Source organism: Flavobacterium sp. ACN2 (assembly GCF_002303885.1).
Lineage (GTDB): Bacteria > Bacteroidota > Bacteroidia > Flavobacteriales > Flavobacteriaceae > Flavobacterium.
In genome coordinates this window covers 210,583-223,929 of record NZ_MRCM01000009.1, presented here as the reverse complement: position 1 = coordinate 223,929, position 13,347 = coordinate 210,583, and the positions used below count along the sequence as shown (strand labels likewise).

Below are 13,347 nucleotides of genomic sequence, written 5' to 3'. Positions count from 1 at the left end.
CAGAAAAAGTAGAAATAAAAAAAACTCACTACTTGTATATTAAATATACAAACAGTGAGCTCTTAAACCAAAACGACCATTTGGTTTATTTTTGATAAACATCCGACAGGAGCAGTGGGCTGTTTAGTTAGCTATAATCTCAAAATTTTTATCCTCAATCTTAACTACAGTCAAGGCTCTTGAATAATTCAATAAAAAAGAAACAACTTCTTTTTTAGGTTTAAGATTTTTAGAAGCTAATGCTTTTTTTGAGTAAATTTTCCCCATACTATCAGAATATTTTATACTAATATAACGGGCTTATTATCAAAATAGTATTAGTTGGTTAAAATAATTTGATGTTTATCTATTATTTTTCTCAAATTCATTAGCGCATAACGCATTCTTCCTAATGCTGTATTGATGCTAACGCCTGTTATTTCAGAGATTTCTTTGAAGCTCATATCTTGATACATACGCATCACCAGTACTTCCTTTTGGTCTTCTGGCAGCTCTTCTATTAGCTTTTTTAAATCAAGTTCTACTTGATCTACAATCATTTTGCCTTCAATTGTCAAGGTATCGTCTGACATAATAGAGAAAATAGAAAACTCTTCTGTCTCTCTGTACATTGGCATTTTCTTTGTTTTGCGAAAATGATCTACAATTAAATTATGAGAAATACGCATAACCCAAGGCAAAAATTTACCCTCTTCGTTGTACGAATTACTTTTTAAAGTTTTAATTACTTTAATAAATGTATCTTGAAAAATATCATTTGAAATATCTCTATCAGCTATCTTAGAATATATAAATCCATATATCTTAGACTCGTGCCTTTTTATTAATGTTGCAAGTGCAGCTTCACTACCGTCAACATAATTTTTTACTAATAGAGCGTCTGGAGTATGCAGATCAGCCATAATAACTACTTTTTTTAGTTTTAATTTTAAAATTTGGAGTATTTTCTAAAAAGTAGTTTTTTTATATAGGCGTTTCTTTTTTATAGGTTATGTTAATATTGTGACCAAATTTAACAAATTTTAGTTTTAAAAAGCAAATAAAATCATTAATAATTATTAGTAAAACTTTTATTAATGTACAATAAACATAAAATTTACGTACAAACAGCTAAAAATTCACAAAACAAAAGAGGCTTAAAAGCGTTAAAAAATACATCTAAACACCTCAATATTAACGAGATAATATTTACTTATTCATTCAAATCAAAATTCAAATTACAATTTTTTCTCGGAATAAGCAGACAATTGTTTAATATTTTTTTCGCAGAACAATTTATTTCCATGCAAAAAGCATCTTTTTTAAGTTAAAATGCAGTTCAAAAAAGAATCCTAAAAGATTAAAATAGTTAAGATTTGGAACTAAATCCTTAACTAAATCCAATTCAAAATTGATTACTTTTGTAAAAATTGACTTTTTTATGCAAATTGACCTTTCTAAAATAGATCCAAAATCAAATATTATAATTAAAGGAGCACAGGTACATAATTTAAAAAATGTAGATGTTGTAATTCCGAGAAATAAACTGGTTGTCATTACAGGTCTTTCAGGATCAGGAAAATCGAGTTTAGCTTTTGATACTTTATATGCCGAAGGACAAAGACGTTACGTAGAAAGTTTATCCTCTTATGCGCGTCAGTTTTTAGGCCGTTTAGACAAACCAAAGGTAGAATACATTAAAGGCATTGCACCTGCAATTGCTATTGAGCAAAAGGTTAACACAACCAACGCCCGTTCGACTGTAGGAACTTCTACAGAAATTTACGACTACATCAAACTTTTGTTTGCGAGAATTGGACGCACGTACTCTCCTATTTCTGGGCAGGAAGTCAAAAAAAATACCGTTACAGATGTTATTTCCGACGTTAAAAATCTTCCACTCGATAGCAGATGGTTACTTCTTGCTCCTATTCATCTTGAAGAAGGCAGACAATTAGAAGATAAACTAAAAGTGCTTTTACAGCAAGGTTTTGCCCGTATCTTGGTTGATAATGAAATGGTTCGTTTAGACGAGTTTTCTGCTTCAGATTTACATCAATTAGACAATAAAGATATTTTATTGATCATTGACCGTATTGTTGTAAAAGAGGAAGAAGAATTTTATAACCGTCTGGCTGATGCTGTACAAACTGCTTTTTTTGAAGGAAAAGGAATTTGTTATCTTCAAGAATTAAATGCCGAAAAGAGATTTTCTTATTCGAATAATTTTGAGCTTGATGGAATAACTTTTCTAGAGCCAAATGTGCATTTATTCAGTTTCAATAATCCGTATGGAGCTTGCCCTGTTTGTGAAGGTTATGGAAATATAATTGGCATTGATGCTGATCTGGTTGTTCCGAACACTTCATTATCCATTTATGAAAGCGCTATTTATCCATGGCGTGGCGAGAGCATGAGCTGGTACAAAGATGAATTGGTCAAACATGCTTATAAATTTGATTTCCCAATTCACAAACCCTATTTTCAATTAACAGACGAACAGAAAGATTTAATTTGGACTGGAAATCAGTATTTTCAAGGACTTAATGATTTCTTCAGAGAATTGGAAGAAAAAAATTATAAGATTCAAAATCGTGTAATGCTTTCGCGTTACCGCGGAAAAACAAAATGTCATGTTTGTAAAGGCAAACGTCTGCGCGAAGAAGCATCTTACGTAAAAATAAACGGAAAAACGGTTTCTGACTTGGTAGATTTACCAATTAAGCATTTGGTTACTTTCTTCAAAAACATTGAATTAAATCAGTACGAACAGCAGATTGCTAAACGTTTGATGGTTGAAATTAATAATCGTTTATCTTTTTTAACCGAAGTTGGATTGGATTATCTTACTTTAAATAGAAATTCTGCTACACTTTCTGGAGGAGAATCTCAGCGTATTAATCTAGCAACTTCGCTTGGAAGCAGTTTGGTTGGATCGATGTATATTTTGGATGAGCCAAGTATAGGTCTGCATCCCAAAGATTCTGAAAGACTAATTAAAGTATTGCTTTCTCTTCGTGATCTTGGCAACACCGTAATTGTGGTTGAGCATGACGAAGATATTATGAAAGCTGCCGATATGATTATTGATATTGGTCCCGAAGCTGGAACTTTTGGAGGAAAATTGGTTGCACAAGGAACTTATGATGAAATTTTGAAATCTGATTCTTTGACCGCAAAATATTTAAATGGCGATTTAGAAATTTCTGTTCCAAAGAAAAGAAGAAAATTCAAAAATCATATTGATATTATTGGCGCACGCGAAAACAACTTAAAGAATATTAATGTCACTTTTCCACTAGATGTTCTAACTGTTGTTACAGGAGTTTCTGGAAGTGGAAAAAGTACTTTGATTAAGAAGATTTTGTTTCCTGCGGTACAGAAAAAACTGGAAAGCGCCTCTGAAAAAGCAGGACAATTTACTGAAATTTCTGGATCTTTTTCGCAAATTAAGCATATTGAGTATGTAGATCAAAATCCGATTGGAAGAAGTTCAAGATCAAATCCAGTTACCTATATCAAAGCATATGATGATATTCGTGATTTGTATGCTAAAGAAAAATTATCAAAAATAAGAGGTTATCAGGCGAAACACTTCTCTTTTAATGTTGACGGAGGACGATGCGAAACTTGTAAAGGAGAAGGTTCTATCAATGTCGAAATGGTCTTTATGGCCGATGTTTCGCTACCTTGTGAAACTTGTGGTGGAAAGCGATTTAAAAAAGAAATTCTAGAGGTTACTTTTGACAATCAGAATATCAATGACATTCTTACCATGACAATTGACGATGCGATTGCCTTTTTCGAAAAAAACAAACAGGCTAAAATCACTCAAAAATTGCAGCCTCTTCAAGATGTAGGTTTAGGATATGTTCAGTTAGGGCAATCTTCTTCTACACTTTCTGGTGGAGAAGCACAGCGTATTAAATTGGCTTCCTTTTTAGTTAAAGGAGCAACAAAAGACAAAGCATTATTTGTTTTTGATGAGCCTACGACCGGACTTCATTTTCATGATATTAAAAAGCTTTTAGCTTCGTTTGATGCTTTAATTGAAAAAGGACACTCGATCATTGTAATCGAACATAACCTAGATTTAATAAAATGCGCCGATTGGATACTTGATTTAGGTCCAGAAGGTGGAGAAAATGGAGGTCATTTATTGGCATCTGGAACCCCAGAAGATATTGTAAAAGTAAAAGAATCGGTAACGGGAGTTTACTTAAAAGACAAACTATAAATCTTACCCGTTTTTAAATAACAAAGCCATAAATGCAATTGATTAATTTGCATTTATGGCTTTATTTATTTCTCGTTTTTTTAGCGTTCTTATGCTACCAAACATCTTTCCTCAAAAGGAAGACCATCTTCGTCAATAGCTACTAAAATCTTTTTTTGTTTTGAAGCTTCAAAGGTTAAGTACAGCCATGCAAATGACCATAAACCTAGAGTTAAACAAAAAATCAAAAAATTCAAACTGTGATTAACCACTTTACCACCTTTAGATAAAACTGCGAAAAGCAATTCATCATTTCTTTCTTCTAAAGTAAATCCATTATGAACTTTGGTTGATATCATATTAGAAAATACTTGCATGCTTTGTTCATGGCTGAGATGATTGTACTTCATAATTTCTAATCTACAATTAATTCTGGTTACACTTTATTCGTAATTTCCTTCAAAACTATTTAATTCCTAACAATAAATAAACACCTACATCTAGTCGTTTTATTAGAAAAAAAACTGAATTTTGAGCAAAGTACTGACAAACATTCATGATAAAGTTAATTTTTATTCAATTAATTACAAAGTATCCATGTGTTAAAGTTTTAAATTTAATTACTCGTTATCAATTATTTAACCTTTACTTTTAATATTAAAAACAGGAGATTCATAATCCTCTTTTAAATAATTAGGCGGAATTGTTGTTGTGTTTCCATCTCGTAAAGCACTGTAATGAGGCGACATAATCTCTATACCTGCAGCATTAAAAGAATCTTGAATATTTTGATGAAGTGAAGAATAAATCCTTGGTTGTTTGGTTGGTTCTTTGGTGTAAACATTTATTTGATACGAAACATAAAAATCATCTAAACTGGTTTGAAGCACAAATGGCTTAGGTTCTTTTTCTGTCATTTCCGTTTTTAAAGCGGCATCAATCAAGGCGGCATAAATGTCTTTCCAAGGAACATCATATCCAATTGTCACTGTGGTATGTATTAGCAATCCGTTTGTAGACTGATTTGTATTTGCCGAATAATTGGTTGAAGTACTTGACAAAACGGTAGCATTTGGAATTGTTATATCTTCAAATTTTGGTGTTCTGATTCTGGTGACCAAGGCCGTTTTTTCAATTACTTCTCCGCTTACATCACCAATTTTTATAAAATCCCCTATTTTAAACGGACGCATATAGGTAATAACCAAACCTGCAACCATATTAGCAATGGCATTAGAAGAACCAAGCGAGAATAAAACTCCGACAAATACAGAAACTCCCTTAAAAATAGGTGAATCTGAACCTGGCAAATACGGAAAAATAATCACCAGTATAAAAGCGTACATTAAAAGTCTGATCACGTTGAATGTCGGTAATGCCCAATCACTATAAAAGCCATCAATTTTAATGTTTTCTGATTTTATTTCATAAAAGAAAAACTTAATTACTTTAAGAGAGTATTTAAAAATAATGATGATTACAATTATGGTAAACAAGCTTGGCAAAAAGCTGATAAATCCCATAAAAGCCAATTTAGCTGGCGTTAAAATCCATTTGAGCAATGTTGTTGTATAGTCTTTTGTAGCAGGAAATATGCTGAACAAAACAGGAAGCGAAAGATATACGATTAAAATAAGCGTAATTATTTTTATAATCCCAAAAAATCGAAGGAACAAAAATAACTGTTTGTCTGGAGATAATATATTAATTGAATTGTAACTGACTCCTTTAAAATACCTAGCTCTATTTTTTACAATATATCTTTTTATGAAATTGAAAACTTTCGATATCAAAAATAAAACTAATCCAATTATAAGAGTTAATAATACTGTATAACCAATTCGTTTAGGAAGCTGCGAATAATTTTCATTCTGATAGATTATTGCACTTTTAATTTTAGCTAAATTGCGATTGGCAATCGCGCTTACTGTGCTATTTTCGGCTTTTGCATCGGCTTCTAAAACAGACATTATCACCAAATCGCTTTGATATACAATATCCATAGAAACATCTGAAGGAATAACTTTTATAGAATCTTTTTCAAAAAAAGACTCATTGTACAATCTCTTAATTTTATTAGTAATGTATTGAGCCCGTTCTTTTGCAGAAAAGGAGCCTACATTATGGTAAATAGAAAAAATTGTATCATTAAAAGGCTTAACAGGATAACCTTTTAGTTTTACTGTTGCAGATTCTTTTTCTTGGTTTTTCAGATTATTATTCTGGGCGATTACCGAAAAAGAAAACAAGACAAAAAACAAAGCTAATAACCTAAGTACTTTTATTTTCATATTCTATTAGAAATAAATTAGTTATCCTTTCTAACAAATATAAAAACAAAAAAGCTACGATTTTTAAATTACTTTCTTTTTTACAGAAAAATCAGATCAAATTTTAAAACCTAATTTTTTAAAAATTGAATCAATAACATTATTGATATCTGGTGAAATCTTAAATTTATAATTCAAATACAGATATAAAATAGTTACTAATATCGATTTTAAAGCAATACTGATTAATTGAAAAAACGGGAATTCCCAGAAATAGAACAATAAAAACAATGCAAAGGTTAAGAGCATCGAATGAATAGTCTGTTTTGTAAAAGGGTATAAATGAAGTTTTTTTACCACAAAAAGCAGTTTTGCAAAACTATATAAAGTAATAGACAAAAGTGTTGCAAAGGCAGAACCAAAAATCCCAAAAATCGGAATAAATATCATGTTTAGAATTACAGTCAGAACAACAAGCATTAATCCTAAATACAATACCATACGGTAATATTTGGTATTAAAAATAATAGCATTATTATTTCCTAAAATCAAGTCAAAATACTTAGAAAGACCAATCATAAATACAACTGAAATACCTCCGCTGTATTCTTTTGGAACCAATTCATACAATTGATGAATGTTCACAAAAATACACAGCATTACAAATCCACCGACAATCTGTAAGTTAATTGACGTTTTTTTGTATAGCTGATTCAATTCGTCGTGTTTGTTTTCATGCATTAACTTTGCCGTAATCGGATACACAATCTGATGCATGGCACGACTTGGTACCGAAATAACCAAAGCGATGTAAGTAGCAACTGAATAATAAGCAATATTTTCAATCTTCATGTATTGATTCAGCATCAGCTTATCTCCATCCAGAAGCAAATTGGCAACGCTTCCTGACAAGATAATATAAAAAGTATACTCCATTACACTTTTTACATTTTCTGGTATTGTAATCTGGAAATTCGGCTTTTTAATATAAAATGCATAAAACATTGTGATAATAAAAGCCAGAAAATAAATACCCGCAGTTACATAAACAAACTCAACTAAACTGATCCAATTGAAATACAATCCGATCAAGGCAAATGTAGAAAGCAGTCTTAAACCGACTTCTTTAATAAAGTTTCCGAAAACAGAATGCATGTGTACTCTCGCCCAAGCGTAAAATATTTCAAAATAGGCCATGCAGATTCCAATAAACGGAATAAGGAGCATGAACTCACGAACAACCGGGTTCTCTTTAGAAACAAAATCGGTTATATCGTCATAGAAGAAGATTCCGATAAGTCCTAACGGAATACACATTAAAATGGGAAACAGTGCGGTAAAAGACAAAAACTGCTCTCTTTCTTCTTCTGTTTCATATTGCGAATAAAACTTTACAAGCGTATTCTGCATTCCGATTGCAAACAAAGGCATAATTACGTTTGCTGCAGAAGTAACATAATTGGTTAATGCGTAATAAGTTGCCCCAAGAAAAACGGGATAAAGGTATAATGTATTAATGGCTCCGATACCAAAACCAATGTATGTAATTATAGTGTTTTTAAAAGACTGATTTAAGACAATACCCATTTCTTGAGTTTAGATTGTATTTTATTTTTAAATAATTATCCTCTAATCAGCTGTGCTAATTGTTTGGTCAGGTTTTTTCTCGAATATTGCTGTAAACCAATTCCATGCGATTGTAATTTCCCCTCCAAAAACTGATTAAAAAAGTCCAAAATTACACTTTTTAACTTCGCTTTCTCAGAATAATCAAAAAATACTCCTGTATTGGTCTGCGTAACGATATCGGCAAAGTCTGAACCTTGAGGCCCGATAGCGATTATCGGACGGTTTGAGACCATATATTCGAACAATTTTCCTGGAATAATGCTTTTAGTATCTTCAGAATTAATTTCTATTAAAAGTAAAACTTGAGATTTTCGTTGATGCGAAACGGCTTCTTTGTGAGAAACGTAACCCACCAAATTCAAATAATCATTTAATTGATGTTCTTGAATAGCATCTAGAACTTCTTGACTTACTGCTCCAATTAATTTTATTTCTAAATGCGTCTTAAATTCTGGAACTTCTTGCAATAATTCAACTAAAACTTCCCATAAAAATGGTGGATTTCTATCAGATAAGAATGAACCAATATGGGCTAAAGTGAATTTAGTGTCTAGCGTCTGTTTTTCGACAGTTTCAACATCGTAACCGTTTGTGATTACCGTAATTGGCTTATTGGTAATAGCCTCAAATTCAGCTTTTGTAGTTTTACTTGTTACAATGATTTCATCTGCAGAATTAAGCACTTTGTGTTCTAAGTTCTTATGTTTTTTTTCGGCATAAGAAGATAAACGAAGCGCTTTGTGATAGCCAATTGTTGTCCAAGGATCACGGAAATCGGCAAACCATTTTACTTTTAATTTCTGCTGTAATTCTAAACCAATTAAGTGCAAACTGTGTGGAGGTCCAGAAGTTACAATCGTATCAATATTATTTTCCTGAATGTATTTTTCTAAATAAGAAACTGATGGTTTTACCCAAAACACACGAGCATCTGGAATAAAAAGATTTCCACGAACCCAAAGAAAAGTTTTATCCAAAAAAGTTTGTTTTTTCTTTTGCGGAAAAATCCCAGAACTGATTTTCTTGGTTTTATTTTTTGAAAAAATAGAAGCCAATTGATATGGCTCCCAAATTTTATTCTTTAGAACAATTACTTTATCTGATATTTCACTTACCAAACCTTCATCAACAATTGGATAAGTTGGGTTCTCTGGAACATAAACTATTGGCTGAACATCAAATTCGGGCAGATATTTTACAAATTTCAGCCAACGCTGTACTCCAGGCCCTCCTGCAGGTGGAAAATAATAGGTAATTATTAAAAGTTTTTTTTGTTCCATTTAGGATTTATTCAGTTCCACAGAGATTCACAAAGTATTCACTAAGTGATGCAAAGATTTAAATTATTTTTGAGTATCTCCGTTATTACTTTTTGAATCTTTACGGTAGAATTTCTCAAAATAAATTCCTCCAACTAAAAGCAACAACATTCCGATTGAACTTATTAACGTAATGGTTCCTCCAGTTTGAATAATCTGAGGCTCGAATTTAAATTCAATAGTATGTTTTCCTGCAGGAATTTCCATTGCTCTCAAAACATAATCAACAGGGAAATGATCTGTTAATTTACCGTCAATATAAGCGTTCCAACCATTTTTATAATACATTTCAGAGAAAACGGCTAAACCATCTCCGTTATTTTCAGATTTGTATTTGATATAATTTGGTTTGTACTCTACTACTTTAATTGTTCCTGTTGTATCCCAAGGTTTCTTTAAACGAGCGTTCGGAAATTTACCTTCATGTTCGTGAACATTGAAAACTGCTACTTTTTTAGTATCTAAAGTATTCAATGCTTTCATTACATCGTCTGGTTTATTTACCAGTTTTACTGCACCCACAAACCAAGCATTTCCGTTAGCGTCTGGATTAACAGCAGGAATTTGGTTTCCATCTTTATCTACTTGAATTACATACTTAACATTCAACATATTAAGCACTTCAAGGTTATTTTTAGCAATTTGATAATCATACAATTGCTGCATTCTTCTAGGTCTTACAGCACTATAACCTCCAATTGTTTTATGGAAATAAGAAGATCTACCTTGCAATTGTCCCTGAAGGTCAAACACACGATAAACTGAAGTGTCTTTTAATATCTGAGAATCTGCCTGCGTTTCTTGAAAAGGAGCTGCAATCTGAACTGGGCTAACAAAATCTTTGGCAGAAACGTATTTTTTATCTACAAAGAATAAATCAAAAATCATTACCAATCCAACTACAACTAAAGTAGTTGTTTGAGAGAATTTATTCTTTACAAACATCCAAAGCACTACAAATGTCACTATAATTAAGAATCCAGATCTTAATAAATCCGCATAATACATCGTCATTCGGTCTTCTCTTAAGGCATCAACGAAACCTGGCCCGTAGCTTTCCAAATAAGCACTATCGTTCATTCCAGTAAAATGGAAGAAGCTTTTTGCTATTAGCAAAATAACAAGTACGCCTAAACCAAAAACTCCTGTTTGCACTAATGCTTTCTGCTGTAATTTTGGTTCATCTTTAGCTTTAAAGAATGATTGTAATCCCATAACTGCTAAAACAGGGAAACACAATTCTAAAATAACCTGAATTGAAGATACAGCTCTAAATTTATCGTAAAGAGGAACATATTCTATAAAAAAGTCTGTCAATAACGAAAAGTTTTTCCCCCAAGAAAGCACCAAAGTAAAAAGTGCTCCGGTAAGAAAAACATATTTAATTTTTCTTTCGTCTATAAATAAAGCTAAAACTGCTAAAAAGAAAACTACAGCTCCAATATAAGCTGGTGCAGAAACGATTGGCTGATCTCCCCAATACGTTGGCATTCCAGAAACAAAATCCTGAGCTTGAGATGCAGGAACTCCCTGCTCAAGCATAAATGCATACATACGGCTGTCTGTACCCACGTTTTCGTGGCTTGAACCTCCAAAAATTCTTGGAGCAATTAAATTTAAACTTTCTGCGATACCATAACTATATTCTGTAATATAGTCGGTTGTCATAGAAGCTGTGGTTTCATTTTTTGATCCGTCTGGATTAAAAGTCAACTCACTTTTATCTCTAATACTGTATTTAGCATATTCATTTGTTGCCATTAAATTTCCAGCATTAGCTCCTAAAGCAAAAATTCCGGCAACGAGTAGAACTCCCAAGGAAATTAAAAGTCCTTTAAAGTCCTTTTCTTTGATAAAATTAAAAGCAAAATAACCTGAAAGTATCAATAAGAATATCAATAAATAATAGGTCATTTGGAAGTGATTAGCACTAATTTCAAGTGCCACAGCAAACATGGTGAGCAAACCTCCCCAAATATATTTTTTCTGAAAGACGAGTATAAATCCTGCAATTACCAAAGGCATATAAGCAATAGCGTGCGCTTTGGCATTATGACCAACTCCTAAGATAATGATCATATAAGTTGAAAAACCAAATGCTATAGCTCCAATAAAAGCTTTCAACGGATCTGTTTTTAAGACCAATAACAAACCATAAAAACCAAGGAAATATAAAAATAAGTAATCTGCAGGACGCGGAAGAAAACGCAGTACATCATCAACTTTACCAATAAAATCGTTCGGATAATTTGCTCCAAGCTGATATGTTGGCATACCACCAAAAGCTGAATTTGTCCAATAAGGTTCAGCATTTTCCGTTGCTCTAAAATCGTTTTGCTCTTTTGCCATTCCGGTGTATTGAGCAATATCAGACTGGAAGATTTGTTTTCCTTGCAGAACTGGATAAAAATAAATTAACGAAACAAAAATAAAGCCCAAGATAACAAGGGCATGCGGATAGAACTTATTTACTATTTTCAATTTTGGCTAGTTTGGGTTAAAATGAATCCTAAATTTTCAGGACACAAATCTAATCTATTTCTTCGTAATCGACATACTCTCCCACTTTTTTGGTTTCGCGCGGGTTTTTAGCATTAGCGGTATTAATGATTATTTCATCATTATTACTTGTATGTTGATTGTTCTGATACGTATTGCCTTGATTATACTGCTGTTGCTGTCTTTGAAAATTTTCACTAGCATTTTCTACCGCCTTTTTAACCAATACTGGCAAAAAGATTCTAGCTAAAAATTTAAAAATGTAATAAAAAGCTATAACCCACATGATGGTCTTAAACAAACCTGAAAATGATGCTTCTTGCATAACTATATATTTTTTTCCAAAATTAATAAATCCATTCCTTAAAAATAAAATATGAATCTTAAATAAATAATAAAATATGTACATTTGAAATGCGTTATTATTTTTTAATCCAAAAAAAATTATATGTCCAAAATTAAAAACTTACTTGCCCCGGTACTTTTTTTTATTCCACAACTGTTTTTTGCACAATATACTGATGTTATTAATTCCAACCGCCCAGGAGAAACCATGTCAGCATATGCTGTCGGAAAATCTGTAATTCAAGCTGAACTTGGTGTTTATGGAATTAAAGAAAAGCACGATTTATTAGATTATGATGCCAGCGGATTTGGTACAGATTTAACCCTAAGATATGGAGCTTTTTTAGAACAACTAGAATTTATTGTTGATTTACAATACCAAACAGAAAACTTTGACACTCCCTATACTAGCTATAAAAAGAACAATTTCAGACAAACGGTTTTAGGAGCTAAATATCTTATTTATGACCCATACAAAAACTACAAGAGAGAAGTAAACATTTACAGCTATAGAGCCAATCGTAATTTTCAATGGCGCGAATTAATTCCAGCGGTTTCAGTTTTTGCTGGAGCTAATTTTGTTGGCGCAAATAATCCTTACTATTTTTCTCCAGATGGCGAAATTTCACCTAAAGTTTCATTGATCACGCAAAACTTGCTAGGAGGCGGATCTTGGGTGTTTGTAACTAATATTTTTGCAGATTATATCAGTACAGACTATCCAAGTTACGGATATATCTTAACTTTGACGCACGGATTTAATGATAGATGGTCTGGTTTTATTGAAAACCAAGGACATAAAAGTGATTTTTATAGTGATTCAATCCTTCGTGCAGGAGCTGCTTTTTTGCTGTCTTCGAATATGCAGGTTGATGCTTCTATAAGTACTAATTTCAAAAACACACCATCTATTGTATATGGAGGCGTTGGTGTATCATGGCGTTATGACGGATGGTACAAAGAAAAACAAATTGAAAATAAAGCGGCAGATAGAGCTAAAAAGAATCCTGACAACGAGAAAAAAGTTGATTATCAGGAAAAAGAAAGAAAACGTAAAGCAAAATACGAATAAAGCATAAATAACTAGATC

At 32.1% G+C, this 13,347-nt stretch carries 9 protein-coding genes; 2 read left to right on the top strand and 7 right to left on the bottom strand.

Annotated elements, in window-relative coordinates; genetic code table 11:
- Positions 1-317: 317 nt before the first annotated feature.
- Positions 318-902, bottom strand: coding sequence for an RNA polymerase sigma factor (locus BSF41_RS13265; RefSeq protein ID WP_095929970.1), 585 nt, complete (start codon positions 900-902; stop codon positions 318-320).
- 518 nt (positions 903-1,420) lie between these two features.
- Between BSF41_RS13265 and uvrA the strand changes: the two genes are divergently transcribed.
- Positions 1,421-4,216: an excinuclease ABC subunit UvrA gene (uvrA, locus tag BSF41_RS13255; protein ID WP_095929968.1), complete on the top strand. Its 2,796-nt coding sequence runs from the start codon at positions 1,421-1,423 to the stop codon at positions 4,214-4,216.
- Between the two features lie 89 nt (positions 4,217-4,305).
- Here uvrA and BSF41_RS13250 read toward each other — a convergent pair whose 3' ends face one another.
- The 6 genes from BSF41_RS13250 to BSF41_RS13225 all read right to left on the bottom strand — a co-directional run bounded on the left by BSF41_RS13250 (position 4,306) and on the right by BSF41_RS13225 (position 12,237).
- Positions 4,306-4,605: a hypothetical protein gene (locus BSF41_RS13250; RefSeq protein ID WP_172426902.1), complete on the bottom strand. Its 300-nt coding sequence runs from the start codon at positions 4,603-4,605 to the stop codon at positions 4,306-4,308.
- A 228-nt stretch (positions 4,606-4,833) separates the two neighbouring features.
- Positions 4,834-6,486 carry a mechanosensitive ion channel family protein gene (locus BSF41_RS13245; protein WP_095929967.1) on the bottom strand — a complete coding sequence of 551 codons (1,653 nt, stop codon included), beginning with the start codon at positions 6,484-6,486 and terminating at the stop codon, positions 4,834-4,836.
- A 96-nt stretch (positions 6,487-6,582) separates the two neighbouring features.
- Positions 6,583-8,052: a polysaccharide biosynthesis C-terminal domain-containing protein gene (locus BSF41_RS13240; RefSeq protein ID WP_095929966.1), complete on the bottom strand. Its 1,470-nt coding sequence runs from the start codon at positions 8,050-8,052 to the stop codon at positions 6,583-6,585.
- A gap of 35 nt (positions 8,053-8,087) precedes the next feature.
- Positions 8,088-9,374 (bottom strand): glycosyltransferase family 4 protein, encoded by a 1,287-nt coding sequence (locus BSF41_RS13235; protein ID WP_095929965.1) that lies wholly within the window; start codon positions 9,372-9,374, stop codon positions 8,088-8,090.
- Between the two features lie 63 nt (positions 9,375-9,437).
- Positions 9,438-11,894, bottom strand: a complete 2,457-nt coding sequence (locus BSF41_RS13230; protein WP_095929964.1) for a YfhO family protein — start codon at positions 11,892-11,894, stop codon at positions 9,438-9,440.
- 49 nt (positions 11,895-11,943) lie between these two features.
- A complete protein-coding gene (locus tag BSF41_RS13225) occupies positions 11,944-12,237 on the bottom strand; it encodes a DUF4834 family protein (protein WP_095929994.1) in 294 nt (97 codons plus the stop codon).
- 123 nt (positions 12,238-12,360) lie between these two features.
- Here BSF41_RS13225 and BSF41_RS13220 point away from each other — a divergent pair, with 123 nt between their 5' ends.
- Positions 12,361-13,329, top strand: a complete 969-nt coding sequence (locus tag BSF41_RS13220; protein WP_095929963.1) for a transporter — start codon at positions 12,361-12,363, stop codon at positions 13,327-13,329.
- The last annotated feature ends 18 nt before the right edge of the window (positions 13,330-13,347 follow it).

Coding starts and splice junctions, on each gene's coding strand:
- BSF41_RS13240 (WP_095929966.1), bottom strand. CDS start 8,052: ATGGGTATTGTCTTAAATCAGTCTTTTAAAAACACTATAATTACATAC.
- BSF41_RS13245 (WP_095929967.1), bottom strand. CDS start 6,486: ATGAAAATAAAAGTACTTAGGTTATTAGCTTTGTTTTTTGTCTTGTTT.
- BSF41_RS13235 (WP_095929965.1), bottom strand. CDS start 9,374: ATGGAACAAAAAAAACTTTTAATAATTACCTATTATTTTCCACCTGCA.
- uvrA (WP_095929968.1), top strand. CDS start 1,421: ATGCAAATTGACCTTTCTAAAATAGATCCAAAATCAAATATTATAATT.
- BSF41_RS13250 (WP_172426902.1), bottom strand. CDS start 4,605: ATGAAGTACAATCATCTCAGCCATGAACAAAGCATGCAAGTATTTTCT.
- BSF41_RS13220 (WP_095929963.1), top strand. CDS start 12,361: ATGTCCAAAATTAAAAACTTACTTGCCCCGGTACTTTTTTTTATTCCA.
- BSF41_RS13225 (WP_095929994.1), bottom strand. CDS start 12,237: ATGCAAGAAGCATCATTTTCAGGTTTGTTTAAGACCATCATGTGGGTT.
- BSF41_RS13265 (WP_095929970.1), bottom strand. CDS start 902: ATGGCTGATCTGCATACTCCAGACGCTCTATTAGTAAAAAATTATGTT.